Source organism: Gelidibacter salicanalis (assembly GCF_007997285.1).
Classification (GTDB): domain Bacteria; phylum Bacteroidota; class Bacteroidia; order Flavobacteriales; family Flavobacteriaceae; genus Gelidibacter; species Gelidibacter salicanalis.
This window is the reverse complement of record NZ_VORX01000001.1, coordinates 152,024-172,256: the sequence shown is the minus strand read 5'-3', so window position 1 is coordinate 172,256 and position 20,233 is coordinate 152,024. Positions and strand designations below refer to the sequence as shown.

The window sequence follows — 20,233 nt, the reverse complement described above, 5'->3', positions numbered from 1 at the left end:
ATGAGAAGATTATTATTGATTGAGGATGACACCGTTTTAAGAGAGAATACTGCAGAGTTATTAGAACTTTCAGATTATCAGGTCATGACCGCACCCAATGGAAAAATAGGGATGCAATTGGCAAAAAAACATCTTCCTGATTTGATCGTCTGCGATATCATGATGCCAGAAATGGACGGTTATGCGGTTTTGGAAGCCCTTTCTAACGACGAAAGCACAAAATACATCCCTTTTATTTACCTCTCCGCAAAAACCGAACGACAAGATGTGAGACGAGGCATGAACTTGGGGGCTGATGATTACATCACGAAACCGTTTAGTGAAGAAGAATTGATCAGCGCTATAGAAAGTAGGTTGGCTAAAATTTCTATTCTCAAGGAAATTCAGGAAAAAGTTGAACCAGTTTCTGAAAACCATGGAGAACTGCGAACGCTGAACGACCTCAAAAACTTTTTCGATGACAACGGAGCGATTGTAAAATTTGCGGAAGGGCAACATATTTATGTAGAAGGAGATCATGCCAACACCATTTACCTCATTTTAAAAGGCTTGGTAAAATGTCATAAATTAGATGAACAAGGCAAGGAATTAACCACGGCTTTGCACAAAGAAGATGATTTATTTGGCTACACCTCATTTACTGAAAACACCCCTTATCAAGAAACTGCCACAGCCATACAGCCTACAGAATTGGTAGGCGTTTCCAATAATGTATTAAAGGGAATTCTGAACACCAATCATCAGGTGACTATGGAATTGATCAACTTGTTGACCGAAGATTTAAAAGGCACTAAGGATCAACTCCTGCAAATGGCCTATAGTTCCGTCCATAAAAAAACAGCTACAACCATTCTTAAATTCGCCGAAAAGCTCAACAAAAGACCAGATGAAGCCATCCGCATTTCACGTAATGATTTGGCAAGTGTGGCCGGTATTGCTACGGAAACACTGATTAGAACCATGTCATCTTTCAGAAAGGAAGGCATCTTGGAAATTGAAGGTCGGAATATCAGAATCATTGATATTGAGAAACTTAAAAGTATAAGTTAATACGCTCCCAAAATTAGATATGATTTTTATCATTTTTTAAGGCCTTAATGGCATTTACATTTGTTCATGAAGATTTAACAAATGAAAAATATATTATTGCCCACAGATTTTTCAGATAACGCATTGAATGCGATGACGTATGCTTTGCATCTGTTTGAAGAATCGGCATGCAATTTTTATTTACTGCACGTCATAAAACCGAGTGATATAGCTCTCTGCGATTCACCTTACCTGGTCTCTAGCGTACCAGTGACGGATGTGTATACCCAAACTGCAAAAGCAAGGTTACGGGATTTAGTACATCAAATTTCAACGCTAACCACCAACAAAAAACACAAATTCTACACGGTAACGGATCATAATTTCTTGGTGGACGCCATCAGACAGCAGGTCAGCGAGAAAAAAATACATATGATTATCATGGGCACTAAAGGGGCTTCGGGACTCAAAAAATTGATTATTGGAAGCAATACGGGGGATGTGATTACCAAAGTACATTGCAACTCCTTAGTGGTTCCTGAAAACGCCAAATACACTGAATTAAAGGAAGTGGCCTTTCCTACTGATTTTTCGATGCTTTATAACATCAACATCCTTGAGCCAGCAGTGAACATTATCGAAAAACACGATGCGGCCATCCGGATTTTGAACATCAGCAAAAAAGATACGTCTCTCAACAGCGATCAAATTAAAAACAAAGAACTTCTAGAAGATTATTTCAGTAACTTGGACCATAGCTTTCATTTTCTGACCAACACCAAAGTTGCAGATGCCGTACAATGCTTTGTAGAAAGCCGAAATATTGACATGATTACCATGGTGGCCAAAAACCTAAACTATTTTCAACACATCTTATTCCATTCCAAAATTGAAAAAATAAGTTACCACACTGATGTTCCATTTCTTGTATTGCATTAAAAATCTCCATCTTCTCCTTTCACCCTAAGGATCTGATATTTATCATAGGTTTTGTCTCGTTTACTTTCTAAATTTATAAAATAAACACTTAGGAAACCATGAGAAATATACTAATACCGACAGATTTTTCAGAAAATGCCATGAATGCTGTGAGCTATGCACTCGAACTTTTTAAATATGAAAAGTGCAATTTCTACCTCATGCATGCTTACCAAGACGCGATCTATCAGGAGACTATAGATGTCACGCGAGACAATTTGCACGACGTGACTACCCAGGTTGCACAGAGATCAGCGGAACAACTGGAGCTTATTTTAAAAGAGATCAATGACATTTCTCCAAATCCGCAGCACACGTATATCACGGTGTCTTCCAATAATATTCTTATTGATGAATCTGATAAAATTGTAGATGAGAAAAACATCGACCTTATTGTGATGGGAACAAAAGGAAAAAGCAACGACAAAAAAATCACTTTTGGAAGCCAGACCTTGCAAGTTTTAAAATATGTGAAATGTCCTGTATTGGCAATACCCGAGAATCAGACCTACTCACAACCCAAACACGTGCTCTTCCCTACCAACTACCTCATCCCTTACAAAAGGAGAGAGCTTAAATTATTTTGCGACATGATAGCTCCATACCGTTCAGTGGTTGATGTGGTTTATATTTCTAAAAGCTCAAAACTATCCATTAGACAAGAAGACAACCAACGTTTTATGAAGGAAGCGCTCTGTAAAAATGAGGTTAATTTTAAAACGATAGACAGCAAAGATGTGGTAACGGCTATTGAAGCGTATGTGGCAAACCATCCTATCGATATGCTGGTGATGGTGAATACCAGAGAATCATTTTTAGAATCGTTCTTATACCCTTCTCGTGTGGATCAATTGAGCTTAAAACTCAACGTGCCATTTTTTGCCATGCAAAACATAAAGAGAGACGCCTAACACTTTAAAATACAACCAATGAAAAACATACTCCTACCCACTGATTTCTCGGAAAATTCATGGAATGCCATTGTTTATGCCATGGAATTGTTTCATGACGAGGTGTGTACATTTTATCTCCTGAACACCTATACGCCGGTAATTTATCATGTAGAATATGTGCTGGGCTATCCTGCGCAATTTGGTTTGGAGGACACCATCAGAAACAGTGCGCAACAACAATTAAAGGGTTTGAGAGCGCGTATTTTTGAAAAGTTTGGACATAATCCCAAACACGATATCCAGGAGATGGCTAGGTTTGACAACCTCATCTCCGGAATAACCGGATTTATGGAAACGCATACCATTCATATGATTGTGATGGGCACAAAAGGAGCCACGGGCGCAAAAGAAGTACTTTTTGGATCGAATACTGTGCACGTCTTTAAAAATGTGAAATGTCCGGTACTGGCAATCCCTGAAGGATTTGCATATAAAAAACCGAGCGCCATTTTATTCCCTACTGATTATGGAATTTCGTACCAAATAAATCCATTTACAGCACTACTGACTCTTGCCCAAAAGCAGGAGGCCACTATACACGTGCTACACGTACTAACTACCGTATGCACTGAGGCACAATTCAATAATAAAGCACGCTTAGAGCACTTATTGTTACCGGCAACGTATCAAATTCATGAAGTTCAAGGCAACGATGTGATGCAGGCCATTCTTAATGTTCAGGAACACTTTGCCATTGACCTGTTGGTCATGATCAACAATAAAAAATCATTTTTTGAGAATATATTTTTTAAATCGACCGTCAACCAAATAGGGTTTCATTTAACCATACCTTTTTTGGTAGTCCCGTCTGAAATTAACAATCCAAACTAAAACACTATGAAAAAGTCTATTTTAATACCTACTGATTTTTCAGAAAACGCATGGACCGCTTTAGACTATGCTACAAAATTATACGCTAAGGAAGAATGCACCTTTTATTTTCTGAACTCTTATTATTTTTCGAATGCACAGTCAAGAACGTTTATTACCAGTCATTTTATCGCGTCCCTTAAAGAAGCATCTCAGCGTGATTTAGCTGCTTTAAAAACCAGAGCAGATAAGGATTACAGCAATCCGGGACACACTTTTAACATAATTATTAGTGGTGACGAATTGTTATATGCCATCAAGAATAGCATTGAAAAATATCATATTGACATGGTTATTATGGGCACCAAAGGGGCTACCGGCGTAGACAAGTTTTTCTTTGGAAGCAATACCGTAAAAACCATACAAAGTATAAAAAGCTGTCCTGTAATGGTCGTGCCTGATAACAACTCATTTAAGGCGCCTAAACATATTGCATTTCCGACAGATTTTAACCGTCCGTACGATCTTGCCATGCTGAAGGTTTTGGAGGATTTTGCCGCACTTCATGATGCCCATATCAACATTTTACACATTAATGTTGAAAAATCCCTAAGTGACAAACAACAAAAAAACGTCGACATTTTAAAAGATGTTTTTAAAGATCAAAAACACAGTTTCCATTGGATGCCCGCCTACTCTACCAAAGCTGAAATTATCAACGATTTTATAAAAGAACTCCATGTTGACGTTTTAGCCATGTTCAATTACAAACACAGCATTATAGAGAATATGACCAAAGAGCCTATAATTAAAAATATCGGGTACCAACCCATCATTCCATTCTTAATTATTCATGTTGATAACTAAACTATTTAGCCACCATCACCAATAGATTAACCCTCAAAAAAAAACTCATGAAACGTAGAATATTGTTACCCACAGACTTTTCGCTCAATGCCAAACAAGCTATTGACTATGCTATTGAACTTTATAAAGATGAGCTTTGCATTTTCTACCTTCTAAATGTGTTTTTTATCGACTCCAACAACATTGAAAGCCTCATGAATATGGAGCCCGGCAATGCATTTTACAAAACTTCAAAAGCGGAATCCAAAAGCGGATTGGACAAGGTCATGAGCACGTATGTATTTGGAGAAAAAGGAAACCCAAAACACAGTTTCCAGACCATTTCCATCTGCAGCCATCCTTTAGACGCCATTACTAAGGTGGTAGAAGAAAAAGACATTGAGCTAATTGTTATGGGGACGCGAGGCGAAACAAATTCCCGCAGCAAAATTTACGGCAGTACTGCCTTAAGTGTTATGGAAAAGGTTAGAACCTGCCCTGTTCTGGTAGTGCCCCAGTTAGCAAAACTAGATCTTCCCAAAGAAATTGTTTTTCCTACAAGCTACAAATCACACTTTAAAGGCACTAACTTAAAATACATAATTGACATTGCAAAACGGTGTGATGCCTCCATAAAAGTCTTGCATATTTTAGAGGAAGACGCACTGAATACACAGCAATTGGCCAAGAAAAAACAATTGAAAGACTATTTATATGACGTCAACTATTCGTTTCATTTTTTAAGAAATATCTCGGTTCCTGCAGCCATTAATTGTTTTGTAGAAAGTAGGGAAAGTGACATGGTGGCCTTCATCAATAAGAAACATTCGTTCTTTGCCAGCATCATCAACCAACCATTGGTTAAAGGGATTGCCTACGATTCTCGCGTCCCTATTTTGGTGATGCATGACGCGAGACATTAGTGTTTAAATGCCGCTAGAGGATGAATAGACTAAGAGGGTTTAGCCTTCCCCGATTATCAATTTAGTAATCAATAGTAATGCAATGCAAGCTATGAATACCAATTATGAAATTACGAAATCCTCGGGCGAAAAGGTTAAATTCTCAATGCGTAAACTCCAGAATTCTTTAAAAAAATCAGGAGCAGATGACGCTACCATTAACGACATTATTGAAAAAGTACAAGACGAATTATACAATGGCATCTCAACCAAAGAGATTTATAACCGGGCCTACGCCCTATTGAAAAAGAGAGCGAGTTACCTTGCTTCAAAATACAAACTTAAAAAAGCAATTTATGAGCTGGGACCTACGGGATATCCTTTTGAACGTTTTATAAGTGAAATCCTAAAGTATTCTGGTTATGATACCCGTGTCAGTGAAATTATTAAAGGGTTTTGCGTACCCCATGAAATTGATGTGGTCGCTACAAAAAATGGCACTTCAACACTAATAGAGTGTAAATTTCATAGTGAAGAAGGCAGGAATTGTAATGTTAAAGTTCCCTTGTATATCGCCTCCCGATTTGCGGATGTCAAGAGGCACTGGGAATCTAAACCCCATGACACCACTTTAGATATGGGTTGGGTGGTGACCAATACACGATTTACTAAAGATGCTTTGCAATATGGTAACTGTAGTGGTCTTTATCTCCTAAGCTGGGATTACCCTCACCATGATGGTTTAAAAGACCGCATAGACCGGTTGGGTTTATACCCTATAACCGCCTCCACTTTACTGAGCAATCGGGAAAAACAATTTTTACTGAGTAGAGATGTCGTCCTCTGTAGAGATCTGATAGACGATGTATTCTTCCTGGATCATCTGGGTATTTCTGAAACTCGTCAATCGAATATAAAGAAGGAAATCAAACTCCTCTGTAAACTATAAACCTATGGATCCACATGTAAAAGTTACTTTTTTGGGCGCCTCGAGCGTTGTCACTGGTTCAAAATTTTTTATTGAAACCTCTGAAAAAAATATTTTGATCGATTGTGGAATGTTTCAAGGACTAAAGGAATTGCGCAAACTCAATTGGACGCCCCTACCTATTGACGTATCAAGTATTGATGTTGTCCTAATTACCCACGGTCATTTAGACCATGTGGGCTATCTGCCACGCTTATTAAAAGAAGGCTTTAAAGGGAAAATAATCGGAACAGCACCAACCTTGGCTATCGCAGAGATTATCTTAAGAGACAGCGCAAAGATTCATGAGGAAGATGCCGGTAGAGCTAATGATGAGAAATTTACAAAGCATACTCCTGCGCTCCCATTTTATACTTTGGAAGAGGCGGAACGAACAATTTTGCTTTTTCAATCCGAAAAGGAAGATCTGTGGATCAATTTATCAGAACATATCTCCTATCGGTTTCAGTATAACGGACATATTTTAGGGGCGACGTTTATAGAGTTGGACATAAACGCTAAGCGCTTTGTCTTTTCTGGTGACATTGGTAGAAGTGACGATTATCTATTGGAAAACCCTAAACGCCCTGAATGGGCTGATTATTTATTTATAGAAAGCACCTACGGCAATAAACTTCATCCTGAAGAAGATGTTGAGCAATTGCTAACTGATATTATTTTGGAAACCTTGCTTAAAAAAGGTAACCTCATCATCCCAAGTTTTGCCGTAGAACGCCTTCAGGTGCTCATGTTTATCCTTTATAAATTATATCAAAAGAACAAAATCCCCAACATTCCTGTTTTTGTAGATAGCCCCATGGGAAATAACGTATTGGATGTTTTTGCAAAGTTTCCAAATTGGCACAAGCTAACGGATTCTGAATACAATGCCATGTATAACCACGCCAACATCATTGAATCTTATAAAGAAACCTTGGGAACAATTGATGATAAACGCTCTAAAATCATTATTGCCGGAAGCGGCATGGTTACTGGCGGGAGAGTCCTAACTTATTTACAACAGCTCATTGATAAGAAGTCGACGACTGTATTATTGGTGGGATATCAGGCGGAAGGCACGCGTGGCCGACAGTTATTTGACGGCGCCCACGAAATTAAATTTGGTGGCAAGTATTATCCGGTAAAAGCGAGCGTTAAGCATTTGCAAAGTCTATCTGCCCATGCTGATCAGGAGGAATTATTAAATTGGATGCGTAAGATTGTGAATATTCCCGAAAAAGTTTATCTTATCCATGGTGAACCTTCCGCATCTGACGCTTTACGAGTAAAAATTAAGGATGTCTTTAATTGGAATGTGACTATTCCGAAACTTTATGATGTAGAAACATTTACCGTTTAAAAACGATAGCCATGAAAAAATTTGAAATACACAAATACGCTTATTCCGATAAAAACACTGAAGAACTTCAATTCAATTTAGCCTTTTACAACTCCCGCCTGGTGCTATTAATGGAAGAATTGGACTTTTTTAGACACCTGTTAGGCTCCAATATTTTTGACCCTAAAACACCTAATCTCTTTGAAGACATTGAATTGTTTAAAAAGCGTATAGATGCGCATGAGAAACAGACCGCGAGCCTAACTACTGCAGTTGAAAAACAGTATAAGGAAGTCCAACTTAAAGTAGAATGCGACGAATTATCTTGTGATAATTATTTTCTCAAGCAATATCATGATACCGAATTGGAGTTGGTGACGTTCTTAAATAACACCTCAGAATTAAAATCGGATATGATGGAATACACCAAAGGGCTCATTCGCTAAAAGTGTACAAAAAGCCTAGTTTCACTTTAAACCTTAGTTTAAGTGTGAAAAATAAGCAGGGGAAATTCAGCGTGTTTGCACATCTCAGTGGTGGCGGACCCCAAAAATAAACGTTCTAAAAATGTTTCACGATGAGCAAACAGTCCTATCATATCAATGGCGTGGGTTTGCAAATAAGTCCCAACAGCATACACCATAGGCACCTGCGCAATTTGATGGTATTGATAAGACGTACTATGCATCTGTGTATTCAGTACATCCGTATCTTGATCATGGACATCCTGTCGTTCAGTATCCTCAGTAAATCGCAATACATGCAATTTCAGTGTATGAGCTTGCAAGAATTGAAAAAAATCGGTGGCAGTTCTTCCAGACAGTAAATCTGGCGGATTTAAAGCCAATAAAAGTGCTTTGGGGTGTTGGTACTCATAATCCTTAGGAACGATTAATGTGTTGCACTGAATGTTTCGCACTATTTGTAATGTGTTACTTCCAAATATCACCTCCTTGGCGCCTGTAGCACCGCTAGTACCCATTACAATCAGCTCGATATCATTAGAAGTGACATTCTGCTGGACCGCATCAATCAGGGAATCATAATCTACAATAACTTTAAAACTGATGCTTTTAGTATCAAATTCCGATTCCAACTCGGCGACATAATCAATTAGTTTTAGTCGGTTTTTATTAACAAGCGAATCGTACAAACTTGTGGTCGCTTGAGATACAACGTCATCCGTTATGTAGGCGGATGAATCTTGGACACAAAGGACATGAAAGGTGCATTCTGTGTTAGAAAACAGCTGTAACGCATAGGCTATAGCGTTTTTGGAAGGATCGGAAAAATCAGTTAATAACAGAATATTTTTCATGACAGGCGTTTTAATTTTATAAATGTAATAAAATCAGCAGCCTCATCATATGATATAAATCAGACAGCTAAGCACTTATAACCAAAAAAACCTCGTTTGATAAATCATCATACAAGGTTTTTGTGATGTGGTGTGCCGTTAAAGTAAGCGTACTTATTTAACCAACAACCTTATCATATTAATTGGGCATTTCAATAAAATAATCCTTAAATCGCCACTGGGTAATGCCGCCTTTCAGATCGTAAATCATTACGAAGCCAGCATCTTTCAACTTTTCAGCGCACTTTTTACTGCGCCCGCCAGATTGGCAATATAAAATAACTGGTTTGGTTTTATCCAATTTTTCAATATCTTTTTCAAAAGTAGGCGAATTGAAATCGATGTTTTGAGAATTTTTAATAAATCCATCAACACGTTCTTGTTCCGTTCTTACGTCAACCAATTGCACATCTTCCAATTCCATTAAATCTTGCATTTCCTCAGGGGTAACAAGTTTTATTTCGCCTTCAAGATCATTTTTGCAACTCGTCAAAAACGAAGCCGTAACCACAAAAAATATTAGTAAAAGGCTTTTCATAGGGTATAGTTTAGTTTCCTTATAAAGAAAAAAATCGAGTTTTATTGTGTTGATTCACCTTTCCAATTACTGAATCCACCCATTAAATTATAGGCTTTATCGATGCCGAGTTGGTTCATTATAGAACAGGCTTGACTACTCCTACCGCCAGATCTGCAGTAAACGTAGTAGTTTTTATCCGCATCCAATTCTTTAAGTGCATCTACAAATTCCTGCCCTTGATGGATGTCTAAGTTGATAGCACCAGGAATATATCCTTCACTCACTTCTTCCGCTGTGCGTACATCCAAAATTACTGCATTATCGTCCTGCTCTAATTGCGAGGCCCAATCTTCTTGTGTTAAATCTGCCATAAGTATTCGTTTTGCTTGATGCAAAATTAACGTTTCTTTAGGATAAAGACAAAAAAATCCGAAGCGTTACGCTTCGGACAAATTATTTAACGGTTGATGAACTTCCTTCCTCAATTCTGCTTCCACCAATTGAATATCTAATATTTTATAGAACAACCAATAGCTCGAGTTTGCGTTTCTTTAATAGGTTGGCCCGCCAGGAGCGATTCGACAGCGTTCTCGACATATTTGTGCTGCACTGCGCTTGCATCCTGATAGTTCTCATCAATGGCGCCAATGTATTTTACCTGATTCCCGTTAGTGGTTTTCTGTAACACATATACCTGTGGCGTTTTGGTGGCACCATATTGGGAGGCTGTTTTTTGCCCCTCATCCATGACGTAAGGAAAAGTAAATCCTTTTTGCTGAGCACGCCTTTGCATGGCTTCCATAGTATCCCCAGTTTGCAAGGTTGGATTATTGGGCATAATGGCAATTACTGGGTATCCTTTACTGGCGTATGTTTTGTCTAGAGCAAGAATACGATCCTCATAGGCCACCGAATACGGGCAGGTGTTAGATGTAAAAATGACGATAAAACCTTTTGCATTACTATAGTTGGACAAGGACACCATGTTGCCATCCACATTTTTTAGACTAAAATCAGAAGCAATGTCACCTATTTTATAACCAGTATTTACGGTGGCAAAGCTTGAGAGCAGCACTACGGCCGCAATGGCGATAATTCCTTTTATTTTTTTCATAAGATGTATATTGTATGTATGCCCTACACTTCAATAAACGTTCCATTATTGAAGGGAGTACCGCTTAGCTTTAATTTAAAAACTTTTGAAGCTCCGTTTCCAATTCTTCATAGGTAAAGGGTTGCTCGTAAAAAGCGCGTTTGCTTTTATTATAAATGAGTGTCGCTGGGATGGCTCCCGACCAATCGGGGTCGATGGCAGGAATCCAAGTATTAGAGTCGGAATCGTTTAAGACCACTACTCTCGATTTGATCTCATTATCTCTAATATACGGCTTTAAATGGGATTCGTATTTCTTAGGAAAATCTAGACTCACTAAAGTAACACTAACATTTCTGTCCTTATAGTTTTTATTGATGGCTTCAAAATAAGGCAATTCTTTAATACAGGGTGCACACCAAGTCGCCCAAAAATTCACAATATACGTACTATCCGATCTCGTTTTCAGCAATGGTTTTAAACCTTCATAATCATAAACTTCTAGCGTTGGCAATGCGATAATTTCTTTAGAAACTTCCACATCCTGTTGCTCTTGCTGACTCGCATCATGCTTACATGACGCCAGTAAAATGACCAATACTATACCAATTATTCTCATGCTATAAAAATATACATCCGTTGATCAGCAAATTTAAATTTAACAAAAAATTATATACTTGAAGCTTGTCAGTTTTACAAAATACTTTACATTTGTACATACAATTGTTGTACATGAAAGAGTTAGAAGACATCATTAAAACGAAATCAGAAATTACACTGGCAAAAAAAACGGTTTTAAACGTTTCTTTGACCAGCGTCAATTTTAAGGATGCCATCTCTAATGTCTTGAAACCTTTTGATATTTCTATAGAACAGTTTAATGTACTTAGAATCTTAAGAGGACAACATGGGAAGCCTACGAACCTTCAGGATATTCAAGACCGGATGGTGAGCAAAATGAGTAACACCACGCGATTGGTGGATAAACTGATTATAAAAGGTTTTGTAGAACGTTTTATTTGTGAAGATAACCGACGTAAAGTTGAAATTTTCATCACTAAACAAGGTTTAGAAGCCCTAAACATTATCGACCCTAAAGTGCTTTCGACAGAAACCGAACTCACTGAGATTTTGACAACAGAAGAACTGAACACCTTAAACACCTTATTGACCAAACTTAGAAAGTAATCGTATTGGGCCCAATAAATGCATGGTGATCAATTGAAAGCATTTAAATGTTACAAACAGAATTATTAATAACCACTATAAACTTTAACAATAAAAATTAAACATTATGAAGAGTACACTAATTTTAGTAATGGCTTTCGCCGCATTTTCTTTTACGACAGTAAAAAACGTCGACGTCATCAATGGTGACATTACATGGGTTGGCAAAAAAGTGACAGGTCAACACGATGGTAAGATTACACTTAAAGAAGGCAGCCTAAAATTTAATGATAACGACCAGTTGATTGGTGGGTCATTCATTATGGACATGACTACTTTAACGGTTGAGGATCTTGAAGGTGAATCTAAAGAAAAACTTGAAGGTCACTTAAAATCTGACGACTTTTTCAGTATCGCCAAACACAACACTTCAAAATTTGTCATCACTAAGGTTGAAGGCAAAAATGGCAAATACAAAGTTACTGGCGATTTAACCATCAAAGGAATCAGTTTTCCTAATACCTTTGACATGACGGTAACGGATAACAATACAGCTTCTGCTCAGTTGAAAGTGGACAGAACAAAATATGATATCAAATTTAGATCAACTAGTTTCTTTGAAGGATTAGCAGATAAAGCAATCTATGATGATTTCGATTTGAACGTAAAGTTGAAGTTTTAAGTTTAACTTATAATTAAAATGAATCCTGTTTCGGCAGGATTTTTTTATATTTTGTTGCCAAATTGTTTGAAACTAAAATTTTCATTTCTATATTTGACAAAATAATAATTATGTACACAATTTTAAATCATACTTGGTGGTGGAACTTTTCGAAACAACATTCGTGAGGTAACGCTATTGTATATTTAAATTTAATATAAAAAAGGCTTGTCATTCACGACAAGCCTTTTTCATTTTTAATACTCAAATAAACTTATGAAGACCTTTAGTCTATACACACATCATAAAAAAATACTTGCCGACACCATTACACCGGTAAGCATCTATCTAAAAATTAGGGACAAATTCCCCAACAGTATGCTCTTGGAAAGTAGTGACTATCACGCCAACGATAATAGTTTCTCCTATATCTGTTGCAATCCCATAGCCTCAATAAAAGTTCAGGATGAAGTGATTACGGAAACCTTTCCAGACAAGAGTCAATTGACCCAATCCATTACTGCAGAGACTGATGTGGCTAACGTAATCCATAAGTTTACCAAACGATTTAAAACCCATACTGAAGACCAATTTAAATTCATCAACAATGGGGTGTTTGGCTATATTGCTTATGATGCGGTCCGTTATTTTGAAGATGTAGAAATCACAAAAAAAGAAGGCCATCAAAATATTCCTGATATTTATTATGCCGTGTATCAAAATATCATCGCCATCAATCATTTCAAAAATGAGGCGTATGTATTTGCACATTGTTATGACACTGATAATAATATTGATGAAATATTACAGCTAATCAAATCGAAGAACTTTGCGGCGTTTAATTTTTCTACTGATGGAGCCACGACTTCTAATCTGACAGATGATGAGTATAAAGAGAATGTGGTGCTTGCCAAAAAACATTGTGCTAGAGGTGATGTCTTTCAATTGGTACTCTCTAAAAAATTCTCGCAACAATTTAAAGGTGATGAATTTAATGTATACCGCGCCCTAAGAAGCATCAACCCATCCCCTTACCTCTTCTATTTTGATTACGGCGATTTTAAGATTTTTGGAAGTTCGCCAGAAGCGCAATTGGTCATCAATAAAGATAAAGCAGAAATCCACCCTATTGCTGGCACCTTTAAACGAACAGGGAATGATGAAAAAGATGCAGAGTTGGCCAAACAATTAGCGGTAGATGACAAAGAGAATGCCGAACATGTGATGTTGGTCGATTTGGCGCGGAACGATTTAAGTCGCCACGGGAGCCAAGTCACCGTTGAAAATTACAGAGAAGTCCAGTTTTTTTCTCACGTGATCCATCTTGTGAGTAAAGTGACAGGGCAAAAACATAAAGACACAACAACCATGCAAATGGTAGCAGACACTTTTCCGGCCGGAACTTTAAGTGGGGCTCCGAAACACAAAGCCATGCAACTCATTGAAAAGTACGAGAAAACAAGTCGCGATTTTTACGGTGGCGCCATCGGGTTTATGGATTTTGAGGGCAATTTTAACCATGCCATAATGATCCGAACGTTTTTGAGCAAAAACCATCAACTGCATTGGCAAGCGGGTGCCGGAATTGTTTCAAAATCGAACCCTGAGGATGAATTACAGGAAGTGTACAACAAACTAGGAGCCTTAACGAAAGCCATCGATATGGCCAAAGAGATATAATTATGAAAAAAGTATTAGTTATAGATAATTACGACAGTTTTACCTACAATTTGGTGCATTATTTGGAAGATTTAGGCTGTGAAGTTACGGTTAAACGAAATGACCAACTGACTTTAGACGAGGTGGATGCTTTTGAAAAAATCGTACTCTCACCTGGCCCAGGAATTCCTGATGAGGCTGGATTGTTAAAAGACATTATAAAAACCTATGCCCCTACAAAAAGTATTCTTGGAGTTTGCCTAGGTCAACAAGCTATTGGCGAAGTTTATGGTAGCACCCTAATCAACTTAGACACTGTCTATCATGGCGTATCCACCAATATAACGCAATCAGTTACTGACGAAAGCCTATTTGATGGATTGGATAACACCTTTGAAGTTGGGCGTTACCACTCATGGGTCGTCGATCCCAATTTACCCGAGGTCTTGGAAGCGACATCTTTTGATGAAAACGGTCAAGTAATGTCCTTACGTCATAAAGAGTATGACTTGAAAGGCGTGCAATTTCATCCGGAATCGGTGTTGACGCCACATGGAAAGAAGATTTTGGAAAATTGGGTTAACCAGTAGACAGTATGCAGTTGGCAGTGTGCAGTAAGCAGTAAGCAGTAAGCAGTAGGCAGCGGCAGAAAGTCTGCAGATTACTGAGGACTGAGAACTGAAGACTGAAGACTGAGGACTGAGGACTGAGGACTGAGGACCAAAAAAGGCAGAAAATTTTTCTTAAAACAAAGTTTAATAAATAAAAATCTCCACTCTTGTGGGGAATACATATGAAACATATACTCAACAGACTCATCAATCAAGAAAGCATCTCTAGCGACGAAGCCAAACACGTGTTGGTGAACATCTCTAAAGGTGCATATAATCAAAGTCAAATTGCGTCATTCCTGACAGTATATATGATGCGAAGCGTTACCATTGAAGAACTACAAGGGTTTAGAGATGCACTTTTAGAACTTTGCTTACACGTCGATTTAGCCGATTATAATGGTATTGATTTATGTGGCACTGGCGGCGATGGCAAGGACACCTTTAATATTTCAACTTTAGCGTCATTTGTGACTGCTGGAGCAGGGGTTAATGTAACCAAACATGGTAATTACGGCGTATCATCCGCATGTGGATCCTCTAACGTTATGGAATTTCTAGGAATTAAGTTTACCAAAGACATCGATTTTTTAAAGCGCTCTCTAGATGAAGCGAATATCTGTATATTGCACGCACCACTCTTCCATCCTGCCATGAAAAATGTCGCGCCCATTCGAAAAGATTTGGCGGTTAAAACCTTTTTCAATATGTTAGGTCCTATGGTAAATCCAGCCTTCCCTAAACATCAAATGGTAGGCGTTTTTAATTTGGAATTATTGCGGATGTACGGCTATCTTTATCAAAATACAGATATCAATTACACCATTCTGCACGCTTTAGATGGTTATGATGAAATCTCATTGACAGGTCCCGCTAAAGTGATCCGAAATGCTTCAGAAACGATCATCACTCCTCAATTTTTTGGTGTCGAAACCTTAAATCAAGCTGAAATATATGGAGGTGATTCGGTAGCATCCGCTGCTAAAATATTTGTAGACATCTTAAACGGACAAGGTACCTATGCACAAAACAACGTGGTGTGTGCCAATGCCGCCATGGCTATCGCAACAGTGACAAAGAAATCGGTAGAAGATAGTTTCGGCTTAGCAAAAGAAGCTTTGCTGGACGGAAAAGCAAAAGCGAAATTTGAACGATTAGTAGGAATTAGTAGGCAGTGATCAGTATGCAGTTGGCAGTGGACAGTTTGCAGTCTAGACTGTGAAAACTGAAGACTGAAGACTGAAGACTGGAGACTGGAGACTGAAGACTGGAGACTGGAGACTGGAGACTGGAGACTAAAAAAAAAGAACCTTGAAAAAAATGAACATTTTAGACCATATTATCGCTGATAAACGTAAGGAAGTTGACCTTAAGAAATCCGTAATTCCAGTTTCGCAATTGGAGCAATCGGTGTTATTTGAACGTTCTACTTTTTCTCTTGCTGAGCGATTGAAAAAAAGTACTTCTGGAATTATTGCCGAGCACAAGCGCCGATCACCTTCCAAATCTGTCATCAATCAAAATCTGAATGTTTTTGACGTCGCTAATGGGTATGAAGCTGCCGGGGTGTGTGGGATGTCGGTTTTAACCGATGGTAAATATTTTGGAGGCTCATTAGACGATTTAATCCTAGCTAGAGCAAGTTGTCAATTGCCATTGCTCCGGAAAGAATTTATTATTGATCCGTACCAAATCATTGAAGCCAAGGCGTATGGTGCCGATGTCATTCTCCTTATAGCCGCTGTATTGTCTCATCAAGAAATCAAACAACTGTCAGAACTTGCACAAAGCTTAAATTTAGAAGTGCTTTTAGAAATTCATAATGAAGAAGAATTGCATAAATCGGTCATGCCAAGTTTGGATATGATGGGTGTGAACAATCGCAACTTAAAAACATTTGAGGTGAGCCTAGAAACCAGCAAAAAGTTGAGCACGCTAATTCCTGATGATTTTGTAAAAATATCTGAAAGTGGCATTAGCAACATTGAGGCGATTAAAACCCTGCAACCTTATGGTTACAAAGGATTTTTAATTGGTGAAAATTTTATGAAAACGGATAATGCAGGCGACAGTGCCACACAATTTATCAAAGATTTAAACAGGTAACATGAAACTAAAAATTTGCGGCATGACATATCAAGAGAATATCGCTGAAGTGGCCACTCTTCAATCGGATTATCTTGGCTTTATATTTTATGAAAAATCAAGCCGCTATTTTAATGGCACTATCCCAGAACTCCCAAAAGACATCAAAAAAGTGGGCGTTTTTGTGAATGCTTCGGACAAATATATTTTAGAAAAGGTAGCACAACACAATTTGGATCTCATTCAATTGCATGGAGAAGAATCGCCAGAATTTTGCGAAAATTTAAAATTAAGTTTAAGTGAGATCCATCAAAAACAAAAACACATCAAAATCATTAAAGTGTTTTCCATCAAAGATCATTTTAATTTTGATGTTTTAACACCTTATGAATCCGTTTGTGATTACTTCCTGTTCGACACAAAAGGTCAGCTTCCAGGAGGAAATGGCTATACCTTTAATTGGGACGTTTTACAACAGTATCCATCTACCAAACCATATTTTTTAAGTGGCGGTATTGGCTTGGAAGAAACGGAAAATATTAAAAATTTCAGGCAAGGTGAAGCTTCACAATACTGCTATGCAATTGATGTGAATAGCAAATTTGAAAGCGCCCCAGGATTGAAAGACTATAACAAATTAAAAGAATTTAAAAACCAGGTCAATTCGAGTGATTTTACAGCGCAGTAGCGCTATAAATTAGTATCGAGAAGCAGACGCAACGTCGCATAAAGTATTTAAAAGGAAATTAATCGGTTCAAAAGACATCTTTGAACATTAAATCATGAGGTTCCCACCAGGTGGGACTATAAATTATGACATACAATATTAACAATAAAGGTTATTACGGCGAATTTGGAGGCGCTTACATTCCTGAGATGCTCTACCCAAATGTGGAAGAATTACGGCAAAACTATCTTAAGGTTATGGCAGAGCCAGAATTCCAAGAAGAATTCAATGCCTTGCTCAAAGATTATGTAGGTCGTCCGTCGCCACTCTATTTCGCCAAGCGATTGAGTGTCAAATACAACACCAAGATTTACTTAAAACGCGAAGACCTGAACCACACGGGTGCGCACAAAATCAATAACACCGTTGGACAAATTCTGATGGCGAAACGCCTCGGAAAAAACCGGATCATTGCGGAAACAGGCGCTGGACAACACGGCGTAGCCACAGCGACTGTTTGTGCGCTTATGGGATTGGAATGCATCGTATATATGGGTGAAATTGACATCGCGCGTCAGGCTCCCAATGTGGCGCGTATGAAAATGTTGGGTGCTACCGTAATTCCCGCCCTTTCTGGGAGCCGCACGTTAAAGGATGCCACCAATGAGGCCATTCGCGATTGGATTAACAATCCAGTAGACACCCATTACATCATCGGGAGTGTGGTTGGCCCACATCCCTATCCGGACATGGTGGCGCGATTTCAGGCCATTGTTTCTGAAGAAATTCAATGGCAACTTAAAGAAAAAGAAGGCACTACCAAACCTGATTATGTAGTGGCCTGCGTTGGTGGCGGCAGCAATGCAGCCGGTGCTTTTTATCACTTTTTAGAAGATACTGAGGTCAAACTTATTGCTGTAGAAGCCGCTGGCAAAGGGGTGCATTCTGGAGAAAGTGCCGCAACTTCAATTCTTGGAAAAGAAGGCATCATCCACGGCAGTAAAACGCTCTTAATGCAAACCCCAGACGGGCAAATCACAGAACCCTACAGTATCTCAGCAGGCTTGGATTATCCTGGCGTTGGCCCAATGCATGCCCATTTATACAAAAGTGGACGCGCTGAGTTCGTCGCTATAACGGATGACGATGCCATGACTGCTGGCTTAGAATTGTGCAAAATGGAAGGCATCATTCCGGCTATTGAAAGCTCTCATGCCTTGGCTGTATTTGAACACAAAAAATTTAAATCTAGCGATATTGTGGTGGTGAGTTTATCGGGACGTGGCGATAAGGATTTGGAGACTTATATACAACATTTTGGATTATAACTTTTTTAATTTCCGCGTAGGCGGAAATCTTTCAAATAAACTATGGATGTTTTTTATGTCTACATATTAACCAATAAAAATCATTGCGTTCTATATGTGGGCCGCACAAAACAATTAAAAAAACGTTTGTACCAACATGCACATAATACCAAGAAATCGTTTACAGGAAGATACAATGTGCACAAACTCGTTTATTTCGAAACCACTAGATATGTTAATAATGCCATCCAGCGAGAACGACAGATTAAGAAATGGAATCGTGAATGGAAAATAAGCTTAATAAATAGCCTAAATCCAGATTGGAAAGATCTTTCAGAATATATAAGCGATTAACAATATTAAAATTGGAACATAAAAAATAAGATTTCCGCATTCGCGGAAATGAAAAATATAAATTCCCATGAACAGAATCAACAAGAAATTAAAAGAAGACAAAAAGTTACTTTCCATATACTTTACAGCAGGCTATCCAGATATCAACGACACTGTTGGTATCATTGAAAGCTTGGAAAAAAACGGTGTAGACATGATTGAAATTGGCTTGCCCTTTAGCGATCCTTTAGCCGACGGTCCCACAATACAAGCAAGTTCTACAAAAGCTTTAAAAAACGGCATGACTACTGAAGTTTTGTTTGATCAACTTAAGGATGTTAGAAAAACCGTAAGCATCCCATTACTTATTATGGGCTATTTCAATCCCATCCTCCAATACGGTGTGGAAGCTTTCTGTAAGAAATGTGCCGAGGTGGGCATCGACGGACTCATCATTCCTGATCTTCCGGTCGATGTGTACAATGAGCAATACAAATCTATTTTTGAAAGGCACGGCATCATCAACGTTTTTCTCATCACTCCGCAAACCTCAGAAGAACGCATTCGTTTTATCGATTCCATATCCAAAGGGTTCATTTACATGGTGAGTAGCGCCAGTGTTACAGGAAGTAATTCGGGATTTGGGGATGTTCAAACCGATTATTTTGAACGCATTTATCAAATGAAACTTAAAAATCCGCAAGTCATTGGCTTTGGTATTTCAGACTACAAGTCATTTTCTCAAGCCACCCAATATGCGAAAGGCGCTATTATTGGAAGTGCATTCGTCAAACATTTAACAACGAAAGGTAGTGATGACACACAACATTTCATAAGCTCCTTATTACAGCCACAAGAATAGTAGAATGCAGATTAAACCTAAACTTTAAGACAATCTTAATATTATTTTGACCATATTTTCTTAACTTATCAAAGAATTTAAAAACAA

The 20,233-nt window shown here is 38.2% G+C and carries 24 protein-coding genes; 19 read left to right on the top strand and 5 right to left on the bottom strand.

Features of this window, described 5'->3' with window-relative positions; genetic code table 11:
• The 9 genes from ES711_RS00710 (at position 1) to ES711_RS00670 (ending at position 8,270) form a co-directional block, all read left to right on the top strand.
• On the top strand, positions 1 to 1,050 hold the full coding sequence (locus ES711_RS00710) for a response regulator (protein WP_146888524.1): 1,050 nt from the start codon (positions 1 to 3) through the stop codon (positions 1,048 to 1,050).
• Positions 1,051 to 1,131: 81 nt separating this feature from the next.
• The gene (locus tag ES711_RS00705) at positions 1,132 to 1,968 is read left to right on the top strand and encodes a universal stress protein (protein WP_146888521.1); all 837 of its coding nucleotides are present in this window, start codon (positions 1,132 to 1,134) and stop codon (positions 1,966 to 1,968) included.
• Between the two features lie 98 nt (positions 1,969 to 2,066).
• On the top strand, positions 2,067 to 2,918 hold the full coding sequence (locus tag ES711_RS00700; protein WP_146888518.1) for a universal stress protein: 852 nt from the start codon (positions 2,067 to 2,069) through the stop codon (positions 2,916 to 2,918).
• Between the two features lie 18 nt (positions 2,919 to 2,936).
• Positions 2,937 to 3,791: a universal stress protein gene (locus ES711_RS00695; RefSeq protein ID WP_146888515.1), complete on the top strand. Its 855-nt coding sequence runs from the start codon at positions 2,937 to 2,939 to the stop codon at positions 3,789 to 3,791.
• Between the two features lie 6 nt (positions 3,792 to 3,797).
• Positions 3,798 to 4,637, top strand: a complete 840-nt coding sequence (locus ES711_RS00690; protein ID WP_146888513.1) for a universal stress protein — start codon at positions 3,798 to 3,800, stop codon at positions 4,635 to 4,637.
• Positions 4,638 to 4,684: 47 nt separating this feature from the next.
• On the top strand, positions 4,685 to 5,539 hold the full coding sequence (locus tag ES711_RS00685; protein WP_146888510.1) for a universal stress protein: 855 nt from the start codon (positions 4,685 to 4,687) through the stop codon (positions 5,537 to 5,539).
• A 91-nt stretch (positions 5,540 to 5,630) separates the two neighbouring features.
• Positions 5,631 to 6,467, top strand: coding sequence for an ATP cone domain-containing protein (locus tag ES711_RS00680; RefSeq protein WP_146888507.1), 837 nt, complete (start codon positions 5,631 to 5,633; stop codon positions 6,465 to 6,467).
• 4 nt (positions 6,468 to 6,471) lie between these two features.
• A complete protein-coding gene (locus tag ES711_RS00675) occupies positions 6,472 to 7,845 on the top strand; it encodes an MBL fold metallo-hydrolase RNA specificity domain-containing protein (protein WP_146888504.1) in 1,374 nt (457 codons plus the stop codon).
• Between the two features lie 11 nt (positions 7,846 to 7,856).
• Entirely contained in the window at positions 7,857 to 8,270 is a 414-nt protein-coding gene (locus tag ES711_RS00670; protein WP_146888501.1) for a hypothetical protein, read from the top strand.
• 38 nt (positions 8,271 to 8,308) lie between these two features.
• Here ES711_RS00670 and ES711_RS00665 read toward each other — a convergent pair whose 3' ends face one another.
• From ES711_RS00665 to ES711_RS00645, 5 genes are all read right to left on the bottom strand, one after another.
• Positions 8,309 to 9,142, bottom strand: coding sequence for a universal stress protein (locus tag ES711_RS00665; protein WP_146888498.1), 834 nt, complete (start codon positions 9,140 to 9,142; stop codon positions 8,309 to 8,311).
• A 178-nt stretch (positions 9,143 to 9,320) separates the two neighbouring features.
• Positions 9,321 to 9,719 carry a rhodanese-like domain-containing protein gene (locus tag ES711_RS00660; RefSeq protein ID WP_146888495.1) on the bottom strand — a complete coding sequence of 133 codons (399 nt, stop codon included), beginning with the start codon at positions 9,717 to 9,719 and terminating at the stop codon, positions 9,321 to 9,323.
• A gap of 41 nt (positions 9,720 to 9,760) precedes the next feature.
• Complete coding sequence (locus ES711_RS00655) at positions 9,761 to 10,072, bottom strand: rhodanese-like domain-containing protein (protein ID WP_146888492.1); 312 nt, start codon at positions 10,070 to 10,072, stop codon at positions 9,761 to 9,763.
• A 137-nt stretch (positions 10,073 to 10,209) separates the two neighbouring features.
• Positions 10,210 to 10,815, bottom strand: coding sequence for a thioredoxin family protein (locus ES711_RS00650; protein ID WP_146888489.1), 606 nt, complete (start codon positions 10,813 to 10,815; stop codon positions 10,210 to 10,212).
• 70 nt (positions 10,816 to 10,885) lie between these two features.
• Complete coding sequence (locus ES711_RS00645; RefSeq protein ID WP_146888486.1) at positions 10,886 to 11,413, bottom strand: TlpA family protein disulfide reductase; 528 nt, start codon at positions 11,411 to 11,413, stop codon at positions 10,886 to 10,888.
• Positions 11,414 to 11,526: 113 nt separating this feature from the next.
• On the opposite strand from ES711_RS00645, the gene ES711_RS00640 reads away from it, so the two are divergent.
• From ES711_RS00640 to trpA, 10 genes are all read left to right on the top strand, one after another.
• Positions 11,527 to 11,982 (top strand): MarR family winged helix-turn-helix transcriptional regulator, encoded by a 456-nt coding sequence (locus ES711_RS00640; RefSeq protein ID WP_146888484.1) that lies wholly within the window; start codon positions 11,527 to 11,529, stop codon positions 11,980 to 11,982.
• Positions 11,983 to 12,088: 106 nt separating this feature from the next.
• Positions 12,089 to 12,643, top strand: a complete 555-nt coding sequence (locus tag ES711_RS00635) for a YceI family protein (RefSeq protein WP_146888481.1) — start codon at positions 12,089 to 12,091, stop codon at positions 12,641 to 12,643.
• 255 nt (positions 12,644 to 12,898) lie between these two features.
• Positions 12,899 to 14,302: an anthranilate synthase component I family protein gene (locus tag ES711_RS00630; protein WP_146888478.1), complete on the top strand. Its 1,404-nt coding sequence runs from the start codon at positions 12,899 to 12,901 to the stop codon at positions 14,300 to 14,302.
• A gap of 2 nt (positions 14,303 to 14,304) precedes the next feature.
• Positions 14,305 to 14,871: an anthranilate synthase component II gene (locus ES711_RS00625; protein WP_146888475.1), complete on the top strand. Its 567-nt coding sequence runs from the start codon at positions 14,305 to 14,307 to the stop codon at positions 14,869 to 14,871.
• A 203-nt stretch (positions 14,872 to 15,074) separates the two neighbouring features.
• The gene (gene trpD / locus ES711_RS00620) at positions 15,075 to 16,070 is read left to right on the top strand and encodes an anthranilate phosphoribosyltransferase (RefSeq protein WP_146888473.1); all 996 of its coding nucleotides are present in this window, start codon (positions 15,075 to 15,077) and stop codon (positions 16,068 to 16,070) included.
• A gap of 142 nt (positions 16,071 to 16,212) precedes the next feature.
• On the top strand, positions 16,213 to 16,998 hold the full coding sequence (trpC, locus tag ES711_RS00615; RefSeq protein WP_146888470.1) for an indole-3-glycerol phosphate synthase TrpC: 786 nt from the start codon (positions 16,213 to 16,215) through the stop codon (positions 16,996 to 16,998).
• Between the two features lies 1 nt (position 16,999).
• The gene (locus ES711_RS00610; protein WP_146888467.1) at positions 17,000 to 17,665 is read left to right on the top strand and encodes a phosphoribosylanthranilate isomerase; all 666 of its coding nucleotides are present in this window, start codon (positions 17,000 to 17,002) and stop codon (positions 17,663 to 17,665) included.
• 125 nt (positions 17,666 to 17,790) lie between these two features.
• On the top strand, positions 17,791 to 18,972 hold the full coding sequence (gene trpB / locus ES711_RS00605; protein WP_146888464.1) for a tryptophan synthase subunit beta: 1,182 nt from the start codon (positions 17,791 to 17,793) through the stop codon (positions 18,970 to 18,972).
• A gap of 42 nt (positions 18,973 to 19,014) precedes the next feature.
• On the top strand, positions 19,015 to 19,305 hold the full coding sequence (locus ES711_RS00600) for a GIY-YIG nuclease family protein (protein ID WP_146888462.1): 291 nt from the start codon (positions 19,015 to 19,017) through the stop codon (positions 19,303 to 19,305).
• 67 nt (positions 19,306 to 19,372) lie between these two features.
• Complete coding sequence (trpA, locus tag ES711_RS00595) at positions 19,373 to 20,146, top strand: tryptophan synthase subunit alpha (RefSeq protein WP_146888459.1); 774 nt, start codon at positions 19,373 to 19,375, stop codon at positions 20,144 to 20,146.
• Positions 20,147 to 20,233: the final 87 nt, after the last annotated feature.

Coding starts and splice junctions, on each gene's coding strand:
- ES711_RS00710 (WP_146888524.1), top strand. CDS start 1: ATGAGAAGATTATTATTGATTGAGGATGACACCGTTTTAAGAGAGAAT.
- ES711_RS00705 (WP_146888521.1), top strand. CDS start 1,132: ATGAAAAATATATTATTGCCCACAGATTTTTCAGATAACGCATTGAAT.
- ES711_RS00700 (WP_146888518.1), top strand. CDS start 2,067: ATGAGAAATATACTAATACCGACAGATTTTTCAGAAAATGCCATGAAT.
- ES711_RS00695 (WP_146888515.1), top strand. CDS start 2,937: ATGAAAAACATACTCCTACCCACTGATTTCTCGGAAAATTCATGGAAT.
- ES711_RS00690 (WP_146888513.1), top strand. CDS start 3,798: ATGAAAAAGTCTATTTTAATACCTACTGATTTTTCAGAAAACGCATGG.
- ES711_RS00685 (WP_146888510.1), top strand. CDS start 4,685: ATGAAACGTAGAATATTGTTACCCACAGACTTTTCGCTCAATGCCAAA.
- ES711_RS00680 (WP_146888507.1), top strand. CDS start 5,631: ATGAATACCAATTATGAAATTACGAAATCCTCGGGCGAAAAGGTTAAA.
- ES711_RS00675 (WP_146888504.1), top strand. CDS start 6,472: ATGGATCCACATGTAAAAGTTACTTTTTTGGGCGCCTCGAGCGTTGTC.
- ES711_RS00670 (WP_146888501.1), top strand. CDS start 7,857: ATGAAAAAATTTGAAATACACAAATACGCTTATTCCGATAAAAACACT.
- ES711_RS00665 (WP_146888498.1), bottom strand. CDS start 9,142: ATGAAAAATATTCTGTTATTAACTGATTTTTCCGATCCTTCCAAAAAC.
- ES711_RS00660 (WP_146888495.1), bottom strand. CDS start 9,719: ATGAAAAGCCTTTTACTAATATTTTTTGTGGTTACGGCTTCGTTTTTG.
- ES711_RS00655 (WP_146888492.1), bottom strand. CDS start 10,072: ATGGCAGATTTAACACAAGAAGATTGGGCCTCGCAATTAGAGCAGGAC.
- ES711_RS00650 (WP_146888489.1), bottom strand. CDS start 10,815: ATGAAAAAAATAAAAGGAATTATCGCCATTGCGGCCGTAGTGCTGCTC.
- ES711_RS00645 (WP_146888486.1), bottom strand. CDS start 11,413: ATGAGAATAATTGGTATAGTATTGGTCATTTTACTGGCGTCATGTAAG.
- ES711_RS00640 (WP_146888484.1), top strand. CDS start 11,527: ATGAAAGAGTTAGAAGACATCATTAAAACGAAATCAGAAATTACACTG.
- ES711_RS00635 (WP_146888481.1), top strand. CDS start 12,089: ATGAAGAGTACACTAATTTTAGTAATGGCTTTCGCCGCATTTTCTTTT.
- ES711_RS00630 (WP_146888478.1), top strand. CDS start 12,899: ATGAAGACCTTTAGTCTATACACACATCATAAAAAAATACTTGCCGAC.
- ES711_RS00625 (WP_146888475.1), top strand. CDS start 14,305: ATGAAAAAAGTATTAGTTATAGATAATTACGACAGTTTTACCTACAAT.
- trpD (WP_146888473.1), top strand. CDS start 15,075: ATGAAACATATACTCAACAGACTCATCAATCAAGAAAGCATCTCTAGC.
- trpC (WP_146888470.1), top strand. CDS start 16,213: ATGAACATTTTAGACCATATTATCGCTGATAAACGTAAGGAAGTTGAC.
- ES711_RS00610 (WP_146888467.1), top strand. CDS start 17,000: ATGAAACTAAAAATTTGCGGCATGACATATCAAGAGAATATCGCTGAA.
- trpB (WP_146888464.1), top strand. CDS start 17,791: ATGACATACAATATTAACAATAAAGGTTATTACGGCGAATTTGGAGGC.
- ES711_RS00600 (WP_146888462.1), top strand. CDS start 19,015: ATGGATGTTTTTTATGTCTACATATTAACCAATAAAAATCATTGCGTT.
- trpA (WP_146888459.1), top strand. CDS start 19,373: ATGAACAGAATCAACAAGAAATTAAAAGAAGACAAAAAGTTACTTTCC.